The organism is Bradyrhizobium sp. CSS354 (assembly GCF_029051725.1).
Taxonomy (GTDB): Bacteria; Pseudomonadota; Alphaproteobacteria; order Rhizobiales; family Xanthobacteraceae; genus Bradyrhizobium.
In genome coordinates this window covers 423,935-445,141 of sequence record NZ_JAACFU010000003.1, presented here as the reverse complement: position 1 = coordinate 445,141, position 21,207 = coordinate 423,935, and the positions used below count along the sequence as shown (strand labels likewise).

Sequence of the window (21,207 nt, the reverse complement as noted above, 5' to 3'; positions counted from 1 at the left end):
TTGGCTCTCCTAATGGCCATAGCAATCCGCCCGCAAAGGCGGCTGGCCGTCAAAATGCTCGTTAGAGCGTTGATTGTGCTCAGGTTTTACGAACAAGCGCGAAACCCGCACGGACACCGCCACGGCAGCCCTTAATCAGCCGGGCAATGAAGGCTGGGCTTATGACAGAGGACGGGCGAATTGGCAACGATGAACCGGTGGAACCTAGCCGCCGACTATCCGGGATTGCTATCTTCATGTCCGAGCCGTGTCGCCCGGAGCAGGATTAACATGCCCTATTTTTCCCAATCGCTTCCGTCTTTGACGGATGTCGCTCGTCCGCGCTGCCTGGCGCTGTTGGCCGTGCTCGCCATGGCTGCGTTTCCCTCGACTGCCGATGCGCGCATCCGCGGCTATGACGGCGTCTGGAACGTCACCTTCGCCACCACCCGCGGCAATTGCAGCTCCGGCTACAGCGTTCCCTTCACCGTCGCCGGCAGCCGGGTGTCGTCCGCAGGCGGTGGCCGGGTCTCCGGCAAGGTCAATCGCAGCGGTGCCGTCGCGGTCCAGGTTTCGGTCGGGGCGTCCCATGCCAGCGGCGGCGGCCGGCTCGCCGGCGTGAAGGGCGCCGGTTCGTGGAGGGGTATCATCTCCGGCGATCAGTGCAGCGGCACCTGGCAGGCGACGAGGACGTAACTATCGCTAACAGGACGGGTGCCCAGGGAAAACAAAACGGCCCGCCGGACATCCGGACGGGCCGTTGAACTCTCAATCCTGAACAACTCGCGTCAGCGCGGCGCCAGCACCATGACGACCTGACGGCCCTCGAACCGCGCGTCCTGCTCCACCTTGGCGAGCTCGGCCACGTCGGTCTTGATCTTGTCGAGCAGCTTGGTACCGATCTCCTGGTGCGCCATTTCGCGGCCGCGATAGCGCAGGGTGATCTTGACCTTGTCGCCCTCTTCGAAGAACCGCTGCATGGCGCGCATCTTCACTTCGTAGTCGTGGTCGTCGATCATCGGGCGGAGCTTGATCTCCTTGATCTCGACGATCTTCTGCCGCTTGCGGGCTTCGGCGGCTTTTTTCTGCGCGGAATATTTATACTTCCCGTAGTCCATGATCTTGCAGACGGGAGGGCTGACGTTCGGCGAGATCTCGACCAGATCCATGCCGGCTTCCTGGGCCAGGCGGATAGCCGCGACGGTCTCGATGGTGCCCTTGTTGTCACCGGTCTGATCGATCAGCTGGATCTGCGCATTGCGAATGTCGTCATTGATGCGCGGCCCGTCTTTGGCGGCAGTGGGCGGGGCTTTATTGGGACGGCGAATGGGTGGTTCTCCAAAGTTATGAAAAGAGGCGGCTATTTTGCAGGAAGATACGCTTGCCGGCAAGCAATCGCTCGTGCGGCGGTCGAAAAAGCCTCAAATGCGAGGCATTTTGGCCACGGCGGGGCACGCAGACCGACATAGACACCTTGCTTCTGTTCCGCAAGCGTCCCAAAGGGCAAATGCCGACGTCCGGCTGCTGCGGAGCACGTCCGGACAGCTCAAACTGCACAGCCAGAGTAAACGTTCCATGACCCCTGCAATTCCCGATGCCGTGCTCGACTTCATCGATGTGGGCGAGGGCCCGTCCGCACGCCGGATCGCGGTGCGCCGCCGCGCCAGCCAAAAATCTGGTCAAGGACCGGGACTGGTCTGGCTCGGCGGGTTCAAATCGGACATGCGGGGCAGCAAGGCTGTGGCGCTGGACGATTGGGCTCGTGATCACGGCCGTGCCGTGGTCCGGTTCGATTATTCCGGCCATGGCGAATCCGGTGGCGATTTCGCCGACGGAACCATCGGGCGCTGGCTCGAGGAAAGCGTCGCGGTATTCGAGCGGTTCTGCGACGGCCCGCAAGTCCTGATCGGCTCGTCCATGGGCGGCTGGATGGCGCTCCTGCTCGCGCGCGAAATCAAAAAGCGGCAACAGAAACAGCAAGCCAAAGCCTCGCTGGCGGGCCTGGTGCTGATCGCGCCGGCGCCCGACTTCACCGAGGAGCTGATGTGGAAGAATTTTCCGGCCGCAGTGAAGAAAGAGATCGAGACCAAGGGCGTCTGGCTGAGACCGTCGGATTATGGCGACGGCTCGCCCTATCCGATCACGCGGAATCTGATCGAGGAGGGGCGCAACCACCTCGTGCTCGGCAGCGCCATCGATCTCGGCTGTCCCGTCCGCATCTTGCAAGGTGCTCAGGATCCTGACGTGCCTTGGCAGCATGCGTTCGCACTGACCCATCGCCTGCCCGCCGACGACGTCGTGCTGACGATGATCCAGGACGGCGATCACCGCCTCTCGCGCCCGCAGGACATCGCCCGCATTCTTGCCGCGGTGGCCGAGATCGGGTGAAATCGCGACCTAGCACTCGGTGTCATCGCCCGACTTGATCGGGCGATCCAGTATTCCAGGCGCTCGTGCTCAAGCCGAGAAGCCGTGGCGTACTGGATGCCCCGGTCAAGCCGGGGCATGACTGAGAAAGGGAGGGGAGAATCGCCGATGACCACTATCGCCATGCTGCGCGCCTTCTGCGACGCCGTCGAACAACGCAACGGAAAAGCCTTCGCGGATCTCTTCACCGAGGACGGCGTCTATCACGACGTGTTCTATGGCGCCTTCGCCGGCCCCGAAAAGATCGCCGCAATGATCGACGACTGGTTCTATCGTACGGCAACCGACTTCCGCTGGGACATGCATGATCCAGTCTCGAACGGCACCACGCTCTACGCGCGCTACACGTTCAGCTATCGCTCGACCTTGCCGGAAGCGAACGGCGCGCGGGCGATGTTCGAGGGCGTGGCGATCATGATACTTCGCGACGGCAGGATCGTCAGCTATCACGAGGTCGCCAACACCGCGCCGGCGTTTGTCGATTTGAAGTTTGCGCCGGAACGGATCGCGAAGATCGTCGCCAGGCAGGGCGCGGAGCTCAGGGCGCGTCCCGAGATGAAGCGGCATCTCGCCTAGCCGTCATTCCGCGTCCTTACCGCTTCGACGGATTTACCATCGGCTTGCGCTGCGCCAGCGCCGCGACCGTGGCAGTGCCGATCGGGCCCTGCTCGTCATAGAGCCAGCATTCGCCGATCGCCACACCGTCGGTGGCTTGGTGGTTCACCACCTCGAAGCCGATCCAGTTCGTCACCGGCAGGCGGTGCAGATAGATCGTGACGTCGCTGTTGATGTAGCCGAGGCCCTTGTCGCCGGCGTTCGCGAACGGACTGGCGAAGTCCGCGCCGGTGGCGACATGGACGAACGGCGTCATCGGCACGCCCGCGACCAGCTCGCGCACCTCGCTCATCCAGAGTTTTCGTGGCCCGAGCGAGCCCATCTGGCCGACGATCGGTCGCGTGGTCCATTTGCCGTTCATGCCGAGCCTGGGATCGGTCGGCTTGGGAATGTCGGCCGGCTTCGGCACGTCCCAATTCGGCGGCGACCAGACATTGCCGTCCGGATTCTGCGTTCGCCGCAACAGCTGGAACGAGGCGCGCGCCATGCCGACGCCGCCGGAGACAAACTCCGCTTCCACGACGCGGATGCGCATCCCGTCGCGCACGAGACGCGTCGTCACCTCGATCGGTTTGTCGATGGTCGGCAGCCGAAACATGTCGACGGTCAGCCGCGCCGGCACGAATTCGGGGCCGGAATGGCGCTCCTCGATGGCGAAGCCGAGCAGGCCGACGATGACGCGCCCGTGCAGCGATTTCGGATCCCACGGGCCGTTGGCGACTTCCGTCGGATGGAATGTGTCGCCGTCGCGGGTGAAGAAAGGCATGTTTGTCATGACGCGCGAGCTTGAAGGAACGTGTGGGGAAATCAAGATGCTCAATCCTCACGGTGAGGAGGCGCGAAGCGCTCTCACAACAACGGTGTCATCGCCCGGCTTGACCGGGCGATCCAGTACTCCGAGACGGCTGTGGTTCAATCGAGAGGCCGCGGCGTACTGGATGCCCCGCTTGCCGCCTACGCTAAAGCTTCGGCGCCCCTGGATCTCAACCCCGGCGAAGCCTTGGCGTAGCCGGGTCGCGGAGCATGACAGCGGAGGATTAGGAGGCGGTGCGCCACTCCTCACGCACGCTCTCATCGCGCTCGCTCGCGATTGCCGTTGCTCTCATCGCCTCGAACTCATCCCGCGGCATCAACTGCCCCAGCGCCCACACCGCAGCCCCGCGCACCAGCGCGCTCTCATCCTCCAGCAATCGCCGCGCCTCGTCCGCCAGTGCCGCATCGCCGGAGTTACCGATCGCGATCAGCACGTTGCGCAGAAACCGATCGCGGCCGATGCGCTTCACCGGGGATTTCGTGAACAGCGCACGGAACGACGCGTCGTCGAGCCGTGCAAGCTCGGCAAGACCTGGCGCGCGCAAAGCGTCACGGGCGGCAAGCTTTGCCTCACGGCCCTCCTGCGCGAACTTGTTCCAAGGACAGGCGGCGAGGCAATCGTCGCAGCCATAGATGCGGTTGCCGATGCTTTTACGAAACTCTTGCGGGATGGGTCCCTTGTTCTCGATGGTGAGGTACGAGATGCAGCGCCGCGCATCGAGCTTGTAGGGCGCGGGGAAGGCCGCGGTCGGGCAGATGTCGAGACACGCCCGGCACGAGCCGCAATGATCGATCTCGGAATCGTCGCGCGGCAGCTCCAGCGTGGTGTAGATCGCGCCGAGAAACAGCCAGGAGCCGAACTCGCGCGAGACCAGATTGGTGTGCTTCCCCTGCCAGCCCAGATGCGCGGCTTGCGCCAGCGGTTTCTCCATCACCGCCGCGGTGTCGACGAACACTTTCACTTCGCAAGGCTTCACCTCACAAGGTGCGGTCGCGACCAGCCATCGCGCCAGCGCCTTCAGGCGCTTCTTGATGAGGTCGTGATAGTCGTCGCCCTGCGCATACACCGAGATCGCCGCGCGCGTGCGCTGTTGCAGGATCGCGAGCGGATCCTGATCGGGGCCGTAATTGACGCCGAGCATGATGACGCTGCGCACGTCCCGCCACAGCCCGCGCGGATCGACCCGGCGCTCCGGCTGCGCGGCGAGCCAATCCATGTCGCCATGGCCTCCGGATGCGATGAATTCGAGAAAATGCTGTCCGGCGCTTTCGATCGTGCCGGGCTCCGTGATGCCGATACAGTCGAAGCCGAGCGCGCGTGCCTCGTTTGCAAGCGCCGTACGAAGCTCATCAATGTCGATGCTGGATTTGATCATCGATGCATCCACGCGCGTCATGGCCGGGCTCGTCCCGGCCATCCACGTCCTTGCGTCGCGTAACAGAAAGAACGTGGATGCCCGGGACAAGCCCGGGCATGACGTTCACCATCAGAAGTCCAGGTCCACGTAGGTCCGCGACGCCGGCACGCCGGCCAGCCATTCGCTCAACAGCGGACGGAACGACGGGCGGGATTTCACCCGTGCGTACCACGCCTTTGCCGCGTCGTCCTCGCTCCATGGCACGTCGCCCAGATAGTCGATCGCCGAGAGGTGCGCCGCGGCGGCGAGATCCGCGTAGCTGAGCCGGTCGCCGGCGAGGAAATTACGCGTCTGCGCCAGCCAGCCGATATAGGCCAGATGATAGCGCACATTTGCCTTGGCCGCGCGCATCACGTCGGCCGAGGGCGGGCCGCCGCCGTTGTCCTCGCTCATGAAGCGCTTGTAGATGCGCTCGGTGACGAGCGGGTGGGAGACTTCCTCGAAGAACTTTTCGTTGAACCAGGCCATCAGCCGGCGGACCTCGACGCGCTCGCCGATCGTGTCCGGCATCAGGCGCTTCAGTCCCATCTCGGAGCCATAGGCCTCGTCGACATATTCGGCGACGATCGCCGCGCCCGGGATCGGAGGCTGCTCGTCGTCCACCAGGACGGGCGTCATGCCCGCCGCATTGAGCAGCAGAAATGCTTCGCGCCGCTCCCAGCTGCGCTCTTCGATCAGCTTCAGCTCAAGCCCGTATTCTCCCGCGATCAGGCGGATGAACCGCGAATGCGGGCAGAACGGATGATGAAACAGCGTAAACATGAAGCCTTTGACTATGTGATGGTGCTTAAGAATCCATCAATGTTTGTGCGGCGCCACACTAGTCATTCAAAACCGCGAAGCAAGGGCGCGCCGCCGCATTTTGCGATTGCAGCAAGGGAGCGGATGGGCGAGAAGAGCCCCGCTTTTCCAGCCGAAATGGACCGTAAATATGTCAGATGCAATACGGGCAGTGATCCTCGGCATCATCGAGGGTGTGACCGAGTTCCTTCCCGTATCCTCGACCGGCCATTTGCTGCTTGCGGAGCGCTTCTTCCATCTCGGCGAGGGCGCGTTTTGGGATTCGTTTACGGTCCTGATCCAGCTCGGCGCGATCCTCGCGATCGTCGTGTTGTACTTCAAGAAATTGTGGGACGTCGCGATCGGCATGTTCACGGGCGACGCCTATGCACGCCGCTTCGTGATCGGCGTGCTGGTGGCGTTCCTGCCCGCTGTCATCGTCGGTCTCGTCGCCGGCAAATACATCAAGAGCATGCTGTTCAATCCGTGGGTGGTGTGCTTCTCGCTGATCGTCGGCGGCGCCATCCTGCTTTGGGTCGACAAGCTCGATCTCAAGGCGCGCGAGCACGACGCCACCCGGTTTCCGCTGCTGATGTATCTCTATATCGGCATCGCGCAGTGCATCGCGATGATCCCGGGCGTCTCGCGCTCCGGTGCCAGCATCGTCGCGGCGATGTTCCTGGGGGCCGACAAGCGCGCGGCGGCGGAGTTCTCGTTCTTTCTCGCCATCCCCACCATGATCGGGGCGTTCGCCTACGATTTCTACAAGAACCGCTCCGAGATGACGATGGACCACATGGGCATCGTCGCGATCGGCTTCGTGGTGTCGTTCGTCACCGCGATCATCGTGGTGAAGACATTCCTGGAATACGTCACCCGCCACGGCTTCGTGGTGTTCGCCTGGTGGCGCGTGATCGTCGGCACGCTCGGCCTGATCGCGCTGGCACTGGGGCGGTAAACCCGAACGTCAAACAACTGCAGTCCAGACATTGAAGTTCGTCATGCCCGGCCTTGTGCCGGGCATCCACGTTCTTGGCGCCATTGAATGGCGTGGATGGTCGGGCCTTCGCCTCGCCGAAGCGGCTTCGGCCGCACAGGCGGGACAAGCCCGGCCATGACGGCTGGGATGGTTACGCGCTCTTGCGCTGGAATTGCCCGGCGGCGCGGAAACGCCAGAGATATTGCGGGGCGATCGCTTCCAGCGAGTCGGGCGTGATGCCGAGGCCTTCCAGCGTTAGCCCAGCGGCCTTCGCCGCATCCGACACCACATTATCGCGCGCGAGCAGCGTGACCTGGTCCGGCGTCAGCTTCAGCGCGCCCGGCGCGAATTGCAGGAAGTTGGCCTTGAAGCGGGCGAGGCCAAACGGCAGCGGCATCAGCATCGGCTTGCGATCGGCGATCTCGAGAATGGCCTCGATGATCTCGCGCATGGTCAGCACTTCCGGGCCGCCGAGCTCGTAGGTCGCGCCCGCCTTGGCCTTGCCGTCGACGGCATCCGCGACCGCGGTGGCGACGTCGCCGACATAGACCGGCTGCATCTTCGTGTCGCTGCCGATCAGCGGCAGTACCGGCGACATCCGCGCCAGTGCCGCGAAGCGGTTGGTGAACTGATCCTCGGGGCCGAACATCACGGAGGGGCGGAAGATTGTCGCCGACGGCACCGCGGCCAGGACTGCGGCTTCGCCGGCCGCCTTGGCCCTGGCATAGCGCGAGGGCGATTCCGCGTCGGCGCCGATCGCCGAGACATGGATCAGCTGTGCCCCGGCGGCCGCGGCCGCCTTGGCGATGGTCTCGGCGCCCCTGGCCTGGACGGCATCGAAGCTCTGCGCGCCGCCTTCGGTCAGGACGCCGACCAGATTGATCACGACCTGCGAATCACGCAGCGCCGCCTCGATCGAGGCCGGATAGCGGACGTTGGCCTGGACGGTGTGGACCTGACCGACCTTGCCGGACGGCTGGAGGTACCCGGCCAGCTCCGGCCGCCGCACCGCGACCCGGACCCGGTAGTCGCGCCGGCACAGCGCGCGGACGACATTCCGGCCCAAAAACCCCGATCCGCCGAAAACCGTGACGAGCGTGTCCAGATTCGATGCCATGGGATCCATTCCTGGGGTCCATATCCTGCGGGAAGAGTGCGTCTCGTCAGGCTTGTATCGGGCCGGTTTGCGATGCGCAATCCGCATCCCGAAGCGGGGTTCAAGCATGAATTGACAACCGCGTCACCGAACCGTAGTAACCGCCTCCGTGCCTAACCGGCATGCCCAGGTGGTGGAATTGGTAGACGCGCTGGCTTCAGGTGCCAGTGGCTTAACGGCCGTGAAGGTTCGAGTCCTTTCCTGGGCACCATCTCCTACTCAAGCGATTGAAATCGCTTTTGCAGGGAATTTGAGCTGCTGACCGGTACACAAAACCGAGGCACGGCGCTCATGGCGTACCGAATGGCCTACATCGCTCGTCGGGTCGGCTCGGATCGCAGGCGATCTGGAGGCGGCTGGCTTCAGTCGCTCAGGCAAGCGCTACGTGCCGAAAGGTCGGCAAAGCTGATGACCCCAAGCGCCTAAGAGGTCTCAGTGCTCGTTGACTGCAGCACCGAGCTTGATCAGGCTCAGCGAGCGGTTCGCGGTCTCGCGCAGGCGGCAGTAGCTCGCGTCGCCCGGGTACATGCCGGGCTCGACCTTGTCGAAGACCGCGCAGAAGCGATCACGCGACGCGGCGAAAGTTTTCTGCGAGTCATTGACCGCCTGGATCACGTCGGCGAACCCGCCGGCCTGAACCTTCTTTAGCGCCTCACTTGTTTTCTGGGTCCAAATGGCGAGTTCGCGCGCCGCGCATGCTTTCCATTTGGCGACGTCGTCATTCGCGCCCTTTGCCGCTTTGATGCAGGGGTCGGCGACGAGCCCGACGCACGCGCCGCCGAAACCGCCGGTTTTCTCCGCGGTCTTCAGGCAGCCATCGATCACCGCAAGGTCGGCTGGCGCGGTGCCTTGGGCGAAAGCTATCGATCCGAGCGGGAGGCTTGCGGCGAGCATCGCGGCGGCAAGTTTGAGCTTCATTGGAGATCTCCGTTCGGCGCATCGAAAATATGGAACACAATACCACCGCGAGCGCATGAAGCTCAGCGAGACGGTAGACCGGCGGGTGTGGCGGAAGGGCCGGACGGCGAGTGCGAAGGGAAACGAGGGGGTATGCGCTTCGGCTCCGCCCTCTCCAATCAATGCCTTTGAATGCGCCTTGACCTGACTTACGAGATTTCGACCAATAGGTGATACATGCAACTTTGGTCATCAAAGGCCCAGGGTTGGTTCACCTGAATGTGGAACAGGAGCTACGCTGACGAATAATGACGGCGGCACCGGCCGGACGCCACGAGTTCGTTCATCACGCTCTCGAGCGTCTCTCCCAAATCGGCGCTCACGGCCATGCCGGACCCTCCGTTCAATGTCTAATAACTTTTATTGGGCGCTGAAACTTTCAAGTCTAAACAGCTGCTTAGCGGCCTCGGAAGCCCGCCGTCGCGCCAAAATTCATTCCGCCAAACCCCATCGATTGCACCGTCCGAATTTACCCTACTTTAGACAAACTGGCCCTAAGTCAGCGGGCAGGCTCGCATCCGACCGTCGGCGAGCGCGGAGCCATCGGGCTCGCTTTGTCGTGAGGGAAGCGGTGGATCAGCACCAGGTCTGGCACGAGCCGGCATTCGACAAGGTTGCGAACGCGATCAGCCCGTTCTTCCTGAGATCGGGGATTTATCTGTTCCTGATCTCGTTCATTTGCCTGTTCTACGTCCTGAACGCACCGCTTCTGCTCGGTCACTACGATCTGGGCTGGCATCTCGCGGCTGGAGATCTCATCCGGGAACGCAACGCCATCCCGCTCCAGGATCCGTGGTCGTTCACCCACGGCGACAAGCCATGGCTCAATCTGTCCTGGCTCTGGGACGCGCTTGCCAGTGCGACGTTTCAATACACAGGCTTCGGCGGCCTCGTCCTGTCGACGGTCGCCTGTGGCGCAGCGATCGTCGGCATCCTGACTGCGATCTCTCTCGGCTACGGCGCGTCGGCCATCGCAGTCTGCGTCTCGGTCTTCCTGGCCTGCCTGCTCTATCCCGCTTACGAAGCTTCGCCGAACATGTATCTCGCGGTCTCGCCGAATACATGCACGATGCTGTTCTGCGTCGTCTTCTATCGCGAATGCCTGAGACGAACGCGATGGTTCGTGCTTCCCGTGTTGATGGTGCTCTGGGCCAATCTGCACGGCGGTTTTCTGCTGGGCTTTTTGGTGATTGGCGTCTTCTGCGGCGCCGCCTTGCTCAGAGGGGCCTGGGCCGACCTCAGGGTCCTTGCTCTCGCGGCGATCGCGTGCCTTGCCGCGACATTCGTCAATCCGCTCGGCTGGACTATCTATGCCGGTGCCGCCGCGACGATGGGGCACTTCGTCCAGGGCAATATCGGCGAATGGCTGTCCTACTATCACAACATGGAAATGCCGGGCAGCATTCCCGGCATCCTGTACATGCTGGCCTTTGTCGCGCTCGAGCTCCGCTACAGAAACTCCAGGCCCATCCCGCTCGAGCCGAGGTTGATGTCCTGGCTGTTCCTGATTCTGGGGCTGTATCAGTTCAGGTACATCGCTTTCTTCTTCATCTTCTCGACCGCGCCGATGGCGCTTCACCTCAGCCGCTTGCTGCCTGAGCGTCTCACTGGTCGCGACGTGCGGGGAGCGTTGCTGGCCGCCGGCATCGTCGGTCTCGGCACCCTCCCGATGGCTTACTTGCGCGTGGCGCCGGCGCTCGCACTTCCGCCGATGCTGTCGAGCGAAGATGCCGGCTATCTGCAAAGGCATCTCGAAGGCCGGCGGGTCCTGAACAATTGGAACGTCGGCGGCTATCTGATTTTCGCGACGCACGGGACCGTTCCCCTGTTCGTCGATGGCCGCGCCGCGACCGCCTACCCGGACGATTTGCTGCGTGACTATTTCAAGCTGGTGAGCTGGGAGATCGACGAAACCGCGTGGGACCTGGTGCTCGACAAATACCGGATCGACGCCGTGCTGTGGGTCAAGGCGCACCAACAGCTGCGGCAGTTCCTGGTGGAGCGGCGAGGCTGGCGCGAGCAATACACCGGCGCCTACGAGACCGTTTACGTCAGGCCGCAATCCGGTTTGGCCGGCGAAGCCAAAACACAATGACGACCAGCGCCGCAGCTCTGCCCGCCATCGCGCCCGCCGTCAAAGCCGAGAGCTTCGCGATGCGGTACGGCGCCTTGTGCGCATTGCTGCTGCTGGCCGCGGCAGTCCGGCTGCCGCTCGCCTTCTGGCCGAACATCGTTCACGTCGACGAGCTGTATCAATATCTGGAGCCGGCCTGGCGCCTGCTCGGAAACCAGGGGGTCGTCACCTGGGAATGGCGCGACGGCATTCGGAGCTGGTTTCTGCCGACCTTGCTCGCAGGGCCTGTCGCTCTCGGAGACTGGCTTGCGCCGGGCGGGTGGGGCGCCTTCGTCGTGCCTCGCCTGGTGGTCGGGCTCGCCTCGCTGTCGATCGTCGCAACCGCCTGGCATTTCGGCGAACGCATCTCCAGGTCGCATGCCGTCGTTGCGGCGTTTGCCGCCGCGGTCTGGTTCGAGCTGGTCTACTACGCGCCCCACACGCTGAGCGAACCGCTTGCGACGGCCGCGATCCTGCCGGCGGCTTATCTGCTGACGGGCGAACTGGCGCGAAACCGGCTCTTCACCGCAGGTGCACTGCTTGCTCTCGCCTGTGTCTGGCGCTTTCAATATGTGCCGGCTTGCGCGGTGTTTGCGTTGGCGGCGTGCTGGCGCGACCTGCGAAACGCGATCGCGCTGGTCGCGGGCGCATGCGTCGTCCTGGTGCTGTCCGGCGCCCTCGACCTGGTTCACGGCTCAGCGCCGTTTGCGTGGCTCGTCCGGAATATTCAGCAAAACCTCCTGTATGACCGCGCATCCGAATTCGGTGACGCGCCGGCGGCCGCTTACGTTCTCCAGGCTTCAATTCTGTGGTCGGGCACGACGCTGCTGATGCTGCTGGCGCTCTGGCGCGGTTGGCGACATGCCCCCCTGCTGATCGTCGCGGCCGTCGTCAACGTCGCGTTTCACAGCATGATCGTGCACAAGGAATACCGTTTCATTTTCCTGTCGATCGTGCTGCTGATCATCGCGGCGGCGCTTGGCTCCGCCGATTGGGTCCAGATGATGCGCCGGCAGCGCGCGTGGCGCTCCCGGGCCCTTGCCGTCGCATGTGGCGGCTGGCTGCTGCTCTCCCTCGGTCTGTCGGGCGCTACGCTCATCATGCGCGACAACTGGATGCGCGGCATCGGCGTGGCCCAATTGATGGCGGAGCTCGAGGCCGATCCTGAAGTCTGCGGTCTGGCCCTGTACGCCATCAACTATCCCTTTGTGCCCGGGCGTGGGCAGCTCGCGGCCCGCAAGCCGATCTATTCCTTTTATCGGGACGACCCCCTGGCCAAGGGACGACTTCCGGCTGTGGTGCAGACGCACCAGGCCGGGTTCAACCGCATCATCGGCCCGGCGACCTTGGCCAGCGAATTGCCGGCGGATTTCTCGCCACGAAGTTGCGCGACAATGAGCGATGACAAGCCGGCCTGCGTCTTCGCGCGCCGCGGCGCTTGCGATGCGCCCGCCAGCCCCTTCGGCGTCAACGACGTACTCGTACGCCTGAATTACTAGCCGCGCCTGACGCTTGCGCCGGCAGCTGCCAGCGGATACATCGCGGCCGGCCCTCGCCAGCATCTGTCCCGGGGATTAGCCTGCCTAGGCGCATCGATTCGATTGAGGTTTGAAACGCCATGACCGTACGCCTGCACCGCGGCGACCTGCCCGATCTGTCCCGCTACACCGGAGCGGTGGCGATCGACACCGAGACCATGGGCCTGAACCCGCACCGCGACCGGCTCTGCGTGGTGCAGCTCTCGCCCGGCGACGGCAGCGCAGACGTGGTGCAGATCCCCAAAGGGCATACCGACGCGCCGAATCTGAAGGCCCTGCTGGCCAATTCCGCCAACACGAAAATCTTCCACTTTGCGCGGTTCGACGTCGCGGTGCTGTACCAGACGTTTGGTGTCATGACCGGGCCGATCTACTGCACCAAGATCGCCTCCCGCCTGATCCGCACCTATACCGACCGCCATGGCCTCAAGGACCTCGTGCGCGAGGTGCTCAATGTCGACCTCTCCAAGCAGCAGCAATCGAGCGATTGGGGTTCCGACAGCCTGACGGAGCCGCAGCTCGCCTACGCCGCTTCCGACGTGCTGCATCTGCACGGCTTGCGCGAGCGGCTCGATGCCATGCTGGTGCGCGAAGGTCGCACCGCGCTGGCCAAAGCCTGTTTCGACTTCCTGCCGACCCGCGCCCTGCTCGATCTCCAGGGCTGGGCTGAAGAGGACATTTTCGCGCATTCCTAGGCTTTCGCGTGGCGGCCGGATTGGGCGGTCGCCCCGTTTCAGACACTTTCGTGACGGCCTGTCGCAGGCTGCATATTTTGGCGTTGCCGGCTACAATGGGGCGCCCGCCAACCGGACAAGGCGAGCGACACCTCAGGAGCCCAGGTGAATTCGGCCCATAATGTCACCTATGATGCCGCGCTTGCGGCGAAGTTCGCCAGCGCGGCGCGCCACAGCCGCCTGGTGCGGATTCTGCGCATCGCGGTGCCGGCGACAGTGGCTGCGGCAATGGGTCTGCTCGTCCTCATCTCGACCATCTTCAACCCGTTCCAGATTCCCGTGAAGCTCGACTCCGGAAATCTCGTGGTGACAGGCACCAAGATCACGATGGAATCACCGCACATGTCCGGCTTCACGCCGGACCAACGGCCCTACGAGCTCTGGGCCAAGACCGCGACCCAGGACATCACCGATCCCGATCATGTCGATCTCCATGATTTGCGCGCGAAAGTGCTGATGGAAGACCAATCGACCCTGTTCCTCGATGCCCGCACCGGAAGGTTCGACAACAAGCAGCAGCAGCTCGACCTGCACAAAGACATCTTCCTGCGCACCTCGACCGGTTACGAGGCGCGGCTGAACTCGGCCTTCGTCGACATGGGCAAGGGCACGGTCTCCTCGGACGAGCATGTCGACGTCAAGCTGACCAACGGAACGCTGACCGCGGATCGGCTGCGGATCACGGAAGGCGGCGACGTCATCCGCTTCGAAGGCAATGTGGTGATGCACCTCGACAAGCTGGACGATCCCGCCGCCAGCGCGCCTGCGCCGGCCGAGCCCGCGTCGCCGGCGAAGACACGTACGCCCCAGAACAAGTCTGCCAATTCAAAGTGATTTTCATGATCAGGTTTTTTCCGCGCAACGACGACAAGCGGCGCGTCATCCCTGGTGCGGCCGCGCTCGCTGTCGGCATCATCGCACTGATCGCAACCGGTGCGGCAAGCGCGCAGAGCACGATGCAAGGCGTGCCCAACGCGATGCAGGGGTTCTCGCAGAACCGCGATCAGCCGATCCAGATCGAAGCCGCCTCGCTCGAGATGCGCGACAAGAAGAAGGAGGCGACCTTCTCCGGCAATGTGAAGGTCATTCAGGGCGACACCACCATGACCTCGAAGACGCTGGTGGTGTTTTACGATTCGGGCGGCGACAAGCCGGCCGCGCCGCAGCCTGCGGCGAAGTCGGCAAAGGGGGCGCCGATGCAGTCGGCGACGCCGGGGCCGGGGGGCAACTCCTCGATCAAGCGGCTGGAGGCGCGCGGCAATGTCGTCGTCACCCAGAAGGACCAGGTGGTGACGGGCGAGACCGCCGTGTTCGACACCAGGACCAACCTCATCACCATGCTTGGCGGCGTCGTCCTGACGCAGTGCAAGAACGTGCTGCGCGGCGACCGGCTGGCGGTCGACATGACCACCGGCGTGTCGCGTGTGGAATCCGACAGCGGCCGGGTGCAGGCGCTGCTGCCGCAGGGCGGCGGCAATGATTGCGGATCCGGAGGCGCGGCCAAGCCCAATGCGGGACCTTTGCAATTGCCTGGCGCAGGTAAGCCCAAGTAAGTCAAAGTAAGTCAAAGTAAGTCAAAGTAAATTTGAAGAATGATTTCAGATGGTTGGGTCGAGCGCTGCCGATCCGAGGTTGAAGCTTGCCCGCCGAGACTGTATCTAGCGCGAAGGGCTTTCGAAGCGGGGTCCGCCGCTTTTCGGGCGTGTTTCACTGGGCATGAGACATCCCTTCATTCATGCTGCGTCGGCGAATCCTGAGGCCGGCGCGGCAGATCGCGCGAAGACCGCGCAGGATCGTCGCGAAAGGCTAGAAGGCGGGGATGGTCGATCTCTTCAGCATGTTCCGTCGGCGCCCCGCCAAACGCGGCCGGCCAGGATTTGCGCGCCAGGACATCACCGCGCTCGGTGACAGCGTCGGTGGTCTCGTGGCCAGTCCCGTACGGGACGCGCCGCCGATCGCCCGTAACCAGCCGATGCATGCACCCGATCAGTTCCATGGCGACTATCAGGCCGAGCAGCCCCGGGCCCAGGCGGTTCACCCCGTGAGGGCCGCCGGCAGGCCCAACGGCGCGGGCGGGCCTCAGCTCTTGAAGCGGCCGGGCTTCCTGGCTGTGCATAGCGTGGAAAAGAGTTTTGGCAGCCGCCAGGTCGTGCGCGGCGTCAGCATCTATGTGCGCCGCGGCGAAGCGGTCGGCCTGCTCGGCCCCAACGGCGCCGGCAAGACCACCGTGTTCTACATGATCACCGGCCTGATCAAGGCCGATCGCGGTGCGATCGAGCTCGACGGCCACGACGTCACCAAGCTGCCGATGTATCAGCGTGCGCGGCTCGGCATCGGCTATCTGCCGCAGGAAGCCTCGATCTTCCGTGGCCTTACCGTCGAGCAGAACATCCGCGCCGTGCTCGAAGTGGTCGAGCCCTCGCGCAAGAAGCGCGAGCAGCAGCTCGACTCGCTGCTCGACGAATTCAACATCACGCGCCTGCGGAAATCGCCGTCGATCGCGCTGTCCGGCGGCGAGCGGCGCCGCGTCGAGATCGCGCGCGCGCTGGCGACGCGCCCGAACTACATGCTGCTCGACGAGCCCTTTGCCGGCATCGATCCGATCGCGGTCGGCGATATCCAGGACCTCGTCCGCCACCTCACCAACCGCGGCATCGGCGTGCTGATCACCGACCACAATGTGCGCGAGACGCTTGGCCTTACTGATCGCGCCTACATCGTCTATGCCGGTGAAATCCTCACCGAGGGGAGCCCGGATGAGATCGTCGCCGATCCGGACGTGCGCCGCCTTTACCTTGGCGAGGAATTCCGCCTCTAGCCCGTTTTTCCATTTCGTCAAGACGTGTACATCGGGCTTGGACTAGGATAAGCAAAAATCGGACCAACTTTTTGGGATCGGTTCTTGCTTCATGGCGCTTTCGCAGAGATTAGAGTTCCGGCAATCGCAGTCGCTGGTCATGACGCCGCAGTTGATGCAGGCGATCAAGCTGCTGCAATTGTCCAATCTCGATCTCACGACGTTCGTCGAAGAGGAACTCGAGCGTAACCCCCTGCTGGAACGGGCCAATGACGAGCCGCCCGCCGGCGAGGGCCCGGCCGAGACCGGCCAGTTCAACGATAGCGACGGCGGCCACAACGACGAGCCCGGCGGCGGCCCGGGCGAAGCCTTCGAGCCCGGCCAGGAAGAGTGGATGAGCAAGGATCTCGGCACCCGCGCCGAGATCGAGCAGACCATGGACACCGGCCTGGACAACGTCTTCTCCGAGGAACCGGCCGAGGCCGCCGCCCGCAACGCCCAGGATGCGGCGCCGACCACCTATACCGAATGGGGCGGGGGCGCCTCCGGTGACGAGGACTACAATCTCGAAGCCTTCGTCGCCGCGGAGATCACGCTTGGCGACCATCTCGCCGAGCAGCTCTCGGTCGCCTTCACCGGGGCCGCGCAGCGCATGATCGGCCAGTATTTGATCGACCTCGTCGACGAGGCCGGCTATCTGCCCCCGGATCTCGGCCAGGCCGCCGAACGGCTTGGCGCGTCGCAACAGGACGTCGAGAACGTTCTTGCCTTGCTGCAAAAATTCGACCCGCCCGGGGTCTGCGCGCGCAATTTGAGCGAATGCCTGGCGATCCAGCTCCGCGAGCTCGACCGCTACGATCCCGCGATGCAGGCCCTGGTCGAGCATCTCGACCTCCTCGCCAAGCGCGACATCGGAGCCTTGCGCAAGGTCTGCGGCGTCGACGACGAGGACATCGCCGACATGATCGGCGAGATCCGCCGGCTCAATCCCAAGCCCGGCATGAAGTTCGGCTCGGCCCGGCTGCAGACCATGGTGCCCGATGTCTATGTCCGCCCGGGTCCCGATGGCGGCTGGCATGTCGAGCTCAACAGCGACACCTTGCCGCGCGTGCTGGTCAACCAGACCTACTATTCGCAGCTCTCGAAGAAGATCGGCAAGGACGGCGACAAATCCTATTTCACCGACGCGCTTCAGAACGCGACCTGGCTGGTGCGCGCGCTCGACCAGCGCGCCCGCACCATCCTGAAAGTCGCAACCGAGATCGTGCGCCAGCAGGACGGCTTCTTCACCCATGGTGTGGCGCATCTGCGACCGCTGAATCTGAAGGCCGTCGCCGACGCCATCCAGATGCATGAATCCACGGTGTCGCGTGTCACCGCCAACAAATATATGGCGACCAATCGCGGCACGTTCGAGCTGAAATATTTCTTCACGGCCTCGATCGCTTCGGCCGATGGCGGCGAGGCGCATTCGGCCGAAGCCGTGCGCCATCACATCAAGCAGCTGATCGATGCGGAGGCGCCGTCCGCGATCCTGTCCGACGACACGATCGTGGAACGCTTGCGCGGCTCGGGCATTGATATCGCCCGCCGCACGGTCGCGAAGTACCGCGAAGCCATGCGCATTCCTTCCTCGGTGCAACGCCGTCGCGACAAGCAGAGCGCTCTTGGTAACGTCCTCTCCACCGCCATGGCCGATCGCTCCCGCAATCCCGAACCGGCCTGATTGCGCCGGCGCCAAATCGCGCTACTCTCGATCTGCTATCGGGCCCGATCCTGGCCAGGCACGAACCAAGCGAGGTTCACATGACTCTCCGCATCTCGGGAAAGAGCGTCAATGTCGGCGAGGCCCTGCGCGGCCGCGTCACCGACCGGACTGAAGAGGTCCTGCGCAAATATTTCGACGGCAATTACTCGGGTCACATCACGCTGAGCAAGGACGGCTTCGGCTTCCGCACCGACTGTGCGCTGCATCTTGATTCGGGAATTACGCTCGAGGCCGATTCGAACGCACCGGACGCTTATGCCAGTGCCGACCAGGCGCTGCTGATGATCGAGAAGCGGCTCAAGCGCTACAAGAGCCGGCTCAAGGACCGCTCCGCCCGCAAGGCCCATGTCGCCTCCGCGGCGCTGGCCGCCATGGATGCCACCAGCTACGTGCTGGAGGCACCGGGCGAGGGTGAGGACGAGGACGAGATCACCGGCTACAGCCCCGTCATCATCGCCGAGGCCACCACCTCGCTGAAGCCGCTGTCCGTCAGCGAAGCGGTCATGGAACTCGACCTCAGCGGGGCGCCTTGCTTGGTGTTTCAGCACGGTTCTTCGGGTCGGGTGAACATCATCTACCGCCGGGCCGACGGCAATGTCGGCTGGATCGACCCCCCGGGCACCAAGGCGGACGGCAAGGACGGCAAGGCCTGAGGCCGTCGGGCGACGCCCCTGGGGCTCCGCGCCGGGGCCCCTTTCGGCCTTAACAATGACCGGGGCAAAGCTGCACGCGGGAGTTGGCACCGGGATTGCGTTGGAGTAGAAGCCCCCCACATCAGGGGCGAGCTAAGTCCCGCTTCCTGCTTCAACTTCTCGACGTCGGCCCGCCCAGGTTCTTTGTCCAGGCTGGCCAATTCGGAACCTGACGTTTTCATTCACCTCGGAAGACTTCCATGCCGATTACCGATCTGGTCGCGCCCGAGGCGATTCTCCCGGCATTGAAGGTCAACAGCAAGAAGCAGGCGCTTCAGGAACTCGCGGCCAAGGCCGCCGAGCTGACCGGGCAGAACGAGCGCTCCGTGTTCGAGGTGCTCCTGCAGCGCGAAAAGCTCGGCACCACCGCGGTCGGCTACGGCGTCGCCATTCCCCACGGCAAGCTGCCCAAGCTGGAAAAGATCTTCGGCCTGTTCGCGCGCCTCGATCGCCCGATCGATTTCGAATCGATGGACGGCCAGCCGGTCGATCTCGTCTTCCTGCTGCTCGCCCCCGAAGGCGCCGGCGCCGATCACCTCAAGGCGCTGGCCCGCATCGCCCGCCTGCTGCGCGACCAGGACATCGCCAAAAAGCTCCGCGCCTCGCGCGATGCCCAGGCGATCTATTCCGTGCTCGCGCTGCCGCCGGCGACTGCGGCGTAACAAGTTAGAGCCTATATCGAGACGCTGCTCGCTCCTTTTGCACATACTGCGGCGAGCGTGCCCCGGTAAATTTGCGAGCGGGCTAGCCCTTGATGACATTCCTCGTACTCGCCGGCATGTTGGGATGGTTGGCCAGCGTGGTTTGGCAATTGCGGCTTGCGAGTACCAAGGGAAAGGTTTGGAGTCCCAACGGCTATGTAACCCGCGCAAGCAACGAGACGGTTTTCGGCGCCTCCGTGTGCTTCTACTGGGTCGCACTCGGGTGGGGAGCCGTGATGCTATTTTGCATGGTGATATCGACTATCAGGCAAATCTAGAATGGAGCGCGCCTCAGATTTGAGCGTGGCTCGTCGCCTTTCGGCTGATAGCCAGCAGTGAAGGCGCTCGCCCGCATCGCCCGCCTGCTCCGCGACCAGGACATCGCGAAGAAGCTTCGCGCCTCGCGCGACGCCCAGGCGATCTATTCGGTGCTCGCGCTGCCGTCGGCGACCGCGGCGTAACGCTGAGAGCCAATCGTCGATATCTCGATGCTCGGACCTCGCCTTGCGACGCTGAAGTTTGAACGTCGTCATGGCCGGGCTTGACCCGGCCATCCACGCCTTACCTCGCAGCACCAAGAACGTGGATGCCCGGGTCAAGCCCGGGCATGACGGCGAGTTTGATGCGCACAAATAGAAACGGGCACGCTCTCGCCTGAGAGCATGCCCGCTTGAAATCCTATTCGTGCGACGTGCGTGCGCTCAGTGCACGCTCACCGCTTGCAGCTCGTTGCTCCAGGCGTTGGCGATCGCGGCTTCGCGGCTGTCGGTCAGCATGATCGGCGTGCCGTCGGCGGCGTGGAGCGCGAAGAGCTTGAGGCCCGGCGCGATCTTCGGCGCTTCGGGAAACAGGCCCGGCACATCCTCGGAGCGGATCTGCTTCACATAGGCGATATGGCCTTCGCCGAGGGTTGCCAGCGTCTCCGGCGAGACGTTCTTGGCTTCGTATTCGAACGCAACGTGACCTTCACTCATGGTCTCGACTCCTTCACAGAAACTAAGCGGTCGAGTCCGCTACTCGTTCCATTATTCGTGCTCATTGATAGCGATTGTCTTAACGATCCTCTCCGGTTCCGGCCGGGCAAGATCGATCGCCAGCAATCCGTTCTTCAGATCCGCACCCAGCACCAACATCCCCTCCGCCAGCACGAAAGTGCGCTGGAAGTGGCGCGCGGCGATGCCGCGATGGATGTATTGCCGGGACTTGTCGTCCTGCTGCCGTCCGCGAATGACGAGCTGGTTTTCCTCAATGGTTACATCGAGTTGGTCGCGGGTGAATCCGGCGACCGCCAGCGTGATCCGCAAACGCTCGGGCTGGCCCTCCGATCGGTCGCACCTCTCGATATTGTAGGGAGGGTAACCGTCGGCGCCTTTGACGACCCGATCGAGCACGCGCTCGATCTCGTCGAAGCCCAGAAGGAACGGACTGGAAAGCGTGGGAACACGAGACATAGTTTACAAAGTCCTCTCGAAGCGACTTTGGTGCATCAGGGCCCGTCAAGGCACCCCTTGACCAGCAATATGGGCATATCCGCGTGTGGGTTCAAGGACGTAGCGGGGGCTGTGGATTGGCAGCTCACCCACTCTGCCATGCACGAATGCTGACTTGCCGCCATGGCGCGAAACGCCTGCGACAAGCCCGGCAAGACGAATTGCGGCGCGATTTTTCTCAACGAAAACAAACTCCCTTCTACTGTGCATGGGGTTGTTTTCGCGCTTTTTAATCGACGGCCCCGTGGAA

Annotated in this window: 21 protein-coding genes, 1 tRNA gene and 1 pseudogene; 15 read left to right on the top strand and 8 right to left on the bottom strand. The window is 63.6% G+C overall.

Annotation, left to right across the window (positions count from 1 at the left end; all coding sequences use genetic code 11):
* Positions 1-270: 270 nt before the first annotated feature.
* Positions 271-675 (top strand): hypothetical protein, encoded by a 405-nt coding sequence (locus GWG67_RS09080; RefSeq protein ID WP_275168893.1) that lies wholly within the window; start codon positions 271-273, stop codon positions 673-675.
* A 92-nt stretch (positions 676-767) separates the two neighbouring features.
* Here GWG67_RS09080 and infC read toward each other — a convergent pair whose 3' ends face one another.
* Positions 768-1,307, bottom strand: a complete 540-nt coding sequence (gene infC / locus GWG67_RS09075; protein ID WP_085349942.1) for a translation initiation factor IF-3 — start codon at positions 1,305-1,307, stop codon at positions 768-770.
* Between the two features lie 247 nt (positions 1,308-1,554).
* On the opposite strand from infC, the gene GWG67_RS09070 reads away from it, so the two are divergent.
* Complete coding sequence (locus tag GWG67_RS09070; protein ID WP_275168892.1) at positions 1,555-2,367, top strand: carboxylesterase; 813 nt, start codon at positions 1,555-1,557, stop codon at positions 2,365-2,367.
* Positions 2,368-2,514: 147 nt separating this feature from the next.
* A complete protein-coding gene (locus tag GWG67_RS09065) occupies positions 2,515-2,982 on the top strand; it encodes a nuclear transport factor 2 family protein (protein ID WP_275168890.1) in 468 nt (155 codons plus the stop codon).
* A 16-nt stretch (positions 2,983-2,998) separates the two neighbouring features.
* Here the strand turns inward: GWG67_RS09065 and GWG67_RS09060 are convergent, their stop codons facing one another.
* The 3 genes from GWG67_RS09060 to GWG67_RS09050 all read right to left on the bottom strand — a co-directional run bounded on the left by GWG67_RS09060 (position 2,999) and on the right by GWG67_RS09050 (position 6,014).
* The gene (locus GWG67_RS09060) at positions 2,999-3,796 is read right to left on the bottom strand and encodes an acyl-CoA thioesterase domain-containing protein (protein WP_275168888.1); all 798 of its coding nucleotides are present in this window, start codon (positions 3,794-3,796) and stop codon (positions 2,999-3,001) included.
* Between the two features lie 262 nt (positions 3,797-4,058).
* A complete protein-coding gene (gene queG, locus GWG67_RS09055; RefSeq protein WP_275168886.1) occupies positions 4,059-5,210 on the bottom strand; it encodes a tRNA epoxyqueuosine(34) reductase QueG in 1,152 nt (383 codons plus the stop codon).
* Positions 5,211-5,321: 111 nt separating this feature from the next.
* Complete coding sequence (locus tag GWG67_RS09050; RefSeq protein WP_275168884.1) at positions 5,322-6,014, bottom strand: glutathione S-transferase family protein; 693 nt, start codon at positions 6,012-6,014, stop codon at positions 5,322-5,324.
* Between the two features lie 169 nt (positions 6,015-6,183).
* On the opposite strand from GWG67_RS09050, the gene GWG67_RS09045 reads away from it, so the two are divergent.
* The gene (locus GWG67_RS09045) at positions 6,184-6,990 is read left to right on the top strand and encodes an undecaprenyl-diphosphate phosphatase (protein WP_275168882.1); all 807 of its coding nucleotides are present in this window, start codon (positions 6,184-6,186) and stop codon (positions 6,988-6,990) included.
* 172 nt (positions 6,991-7,162) lie between these two features.
* On the opposite strand, the gene GWG67_RS09040 is transcribed toward GWG67_RS09045, so the two are convergent.
* On the bottom strand, positions 7,163-8,128 hold the full coding sequence (locus GWG67_RS09040) for a complex I NDUFA9 subunit family protein (protein ID WP_275168881.1): 966 nt from the start codon (positions 8,126-8,128) through the stop codon (positions 7,163-7,165).
* A gap of 163 nt (positions 8,129-8,291) precedes the next feature.
* Here GWG67_RS09040 and GWG67_RS09035 point away from each other — a divergent pair.
* Positions 8,292-8,378: transfer RNA gene (locus GWG67_RS09035), tRNA-Leu, on the top strand.
* 221 nt (positions 8,379-8,599) lie between these two features.
* On the opposite strand, the gene GWG67_RS09030 is transcribed toward GWG67_RS09035, so the two are convergent.
* Complete coding sequence (locus GWG67_RS09030) at positions 8,600-9,061, bottom strand: lysozyme inhibitor LprI family protein (RefSeq protein ID WP_275168880.1); 462 nt, start codon at positions 9,059-9,061, stop codon at positions 8,600-8,602.
* 634 nt (positions 9,062-9,695) lie between these two features.
* On the opposite strand from GWG67_RS09030, the gene GWG67_RS09025 reads away from it, so the two are divergent.
* From GWG67_RS09025 to GWG67_RS08980, 10 genes and pseudogenes are all read left to right on the top strand, one after another.
* Positions 9,696-11,219, top strand: a complete 1,524-nt coding sequence (locus GWG67_RS09025) for a hypothetical protein (RefSeq protein WP_275168878.1) — start codon at positions 9,696-9,698, stop codon at positions 11,217-11,219.
* Positions 11,216-12,736, top strand: coding sequence for a 4-amino-4-deoxy-L-arabinose transferase (locus GWG67_RS09020; protein WP_275168876.1), 1,521 nt, complete (start codon positions 11,216-11,218; stop codon positions 12,734-12,736). Before GWG67_RS09025 ends, GWG67_RS09020 begins: the two co-directional genes overlap by 4 nt.
* A gap of 119 nt (positions 12,737-12,855) precedes the next feature.
* Positions 12,856-13,470, top strand: coding sequence for a ribonuclease D (locus tag GWG67_RS09015; RefSeq protein WP_275168874.1), 615 nt, complete (start codon positions 12,856-12,858; stop codon positions 13,468-13,470).
* Positions 13,471-13,614: 144 nt separating this feature from the next.
* A complete protein-coding gene (gene lptC / locus GWG67_RS09010) occupies positions 13,615-14,343 on the top strand; it encodes an LPS export ABC transporter periplasmic protein LptC (protein ID WP_275168872.1) in 729 nt (242 codons plus the stop codon).
* 5 nt (positions 14,344-14,348) lie between these two features.
* On the top strand, positions 14,349-15,062 hold the full coding sequence (locus tag GWG67_RS09005) for an LptA/OstA family protein (protein WP_275168870.1): 714 nt from the start codon (positions 14,349-14,351) through the stop codon (positions 15,060-15,062).
* Between the two features lie 266 nt (positions 15,063-15,328).
* Positions 15,329-16,327, top strand: coding sequence for an LPS export ABC transporter ATP-binding protein (gene lptB, locus GWG67_RS09000; protein ID WP_275168868.1), 999 nt, complete (start codon positions 15,329-15,331; stop codon positions 16,325-16,327).
* Between the two features lie 91 nt (positions 16,328-16,418).
* A complete protein-coding gene (gene rpoN, locus GWG67_RS08995) occupies positions 16,419-18,032 on the top strand; it encodes an RNA polymerase factor sigma-54 (protein ID WP_275168866.1) in 1,614 nt (537 codons plus the stop codon).
* Between the two features lie 80 nt (positions 18,033-18,112).
* Complete coding sequence (raiA, locus tag GWG67_RS08990) at positions 18,113-18,727, top strand: ribosome-associated translation inhibitor RaiA (protein ID WP_275168865.1); 615 nt, start codon at positions 18,113-18,115, stop codon at positions 18,725-18,727.
* A gap of 239 nt (positions 18,728-18,966) precedes the next feature.
* Positions 18,967-19,428 carry a PTS IIA-like nitrogen regulatory protein PtsN gene (gene ptsN / locus GWG67_RS08985; protein WP_027514736.1) on the top strand — a complete coding sequence of 154 codons (462 nt, stop codon included), beginning with the start codon at positions 18,967-18,969 and terminating at the stop codon, positions 19,426-19,428.
* A 374-nt stretch (positions 19,429-19,802) separates the two neighbouring features.
* A pseudogene (locus GWG67_RS08980) lies at positions 19,803-19,928 on the top strand (transcriptional regulator); the annotation flags it as partial.
* 240 nt (positions 19,929-20,168) lie between these two features.
* Here GWG67_RS08980 and GWG67_RS08975 read toward each other — a convergent pair.
* The gene (locus GWG67_RS08975; protein WP_007598581.1) at positions 20,169-20,441 is read right to left on the bottom strand and encodes a DUF1150 domain-containing protein; all 273 of its coding nucleotides are present in this window, start codon (positions 20,439-20,441) and stop codon (positions 20,169-20,171) included.
* Between the two features lie 51 nt (positions 20,442-20,492).
* Positions 20,493-20,918 carry an Hsp20 family protein gene (locus GWG67_RS08970; RefSeq protein ID WP_027566176.1) on the bottom strand — a complete coding sequence of 142 codons (426 nt, stop codon included), beginning with the start codon at positions 20,916-20,918 and terminating at the stop codon, positions 20,493-20,495.
* Between the last annotated feature and the right edge of the window lie 289 nt (positions 20,919-21,207).

Coding starts and splice junctions, on each gene's coding strand:
- GWG67_RS09005 (WP_275168870.1), top strand. CDS start 14,349: ATGATCAGGTTTTTTCCGCGCAACGACGACAAGCGGCGCGTCATCCCT.
- GWG67_RS09060 (WP_275168888.1), bottom strand. CDS start 3,796: ATGACAAACATGCCTTTCTTCACCCGCGACGGCGACACATTCCATCCG.
- queG (WP_275168886.1), bottom strand. CDS start 5,210: ATGATCAAATCCAGCATCGACATTGATGAGCTTCGTACGGCGCTTGCA.
- GWG67_RS09045 (WP_275168882.1), top strand. CDS start 6,184: ATGTCAGATGCAATACGGGCAGTGATCCTCGGCATCATCGAGGGTGTG.
- GWG67_RS08970 (WP_027566176.1), bottom strand. CDS start 20,918: ATGTCTCGTGTTCCCACGCTTTCCAGTCCGTTCCTTCTGGGCTTCGAC.
- ptsN (WP_027514736.1), top strand. CDS start 18,967: ATGCCGATTACCGATCTGGTCGCGCCCGAGGCGATTCTCCCGGCATTG.
- GWG67_RS09020 (WP_275168876.1), top strand. CDS start 11,216: ATGACGACCAGCGCCGCAGCTCTGCCCGCCATCGCGCCCGCCGTCAAA.
- GWG67_RS09065 (WP_275168890.1), top strand. CDS start 2,515: ATGACCACTATCGCCATGCTGCGCGCCTTCTGCGACGCCGTCGAACAA.
- lptB (WP_275168868.1), top strand. CDS start 15,329: ATGGTCGATCTCTTCAGCATGTTCCGTCGGCGCCCCGCCAAACGCGGC.
- GWG67_RS09040 (WP_275168881.1), bottom strand. CDS start 8,128: ATGGCATCGAATCTGGACACGCTCGTCACGGTTTTCGGCGGATCGGGG.
- GWG67_RS09030 (WP_275168880.1), bottom strand. CDS start 9,061: ATGCTCGCCGCAAGCCTCCCGCTCGGATCGATAGCTTTCGCCCAAGGC.
- rpoN (WP_275168866.1), top strand. CDS start 16,419: ATGGCGCTTTCGCAGAGATTAGAGTTCCGGCAATCGCAGTCGCTGGTC.
- raiA (WP_275168865.1), top strand. CDS start 18,113: ATGACTCTCCGCATCTCGGGAAAGAGCGTCAATGTCGGCGAGGCCCTG.
- GWG67_RS09015 (WP_275168874.1), top strand. CDS start 12,856: ATGACCGTACGCCTGCACCGCGGCGACCTGCCCGATCTGTCCCGCTAC.
- GWG67_RS08975 (WP_007598581.1), bottom strand. CDS start 20,441: ATGAGTGAAGGTCACGTTGCGTTCGAATACGAAGCCAAGAACGTCTCG.
- GWG67_RS09070 (WP_275168892.1), top strand. CDS start 1,555: ATGACCCCTGCAATTCCCGATGCCGTGCTCGACTTCATCGATGTGGGC.
- GWG67_RS09080 (WP_275168893.1), top strand. CDS start 271: ATGCCCTATTTTTCCCAATCGCTTCCGTCTTTGACGGATGTCGCTCGT.
- GWG67_RS09050 (WP_275168884.1), bottom strand. CDS start 6,014: ATGTTTACGCTGTTTCATCATCCGTTCTGCCCGCATTCGCGGTTCATC.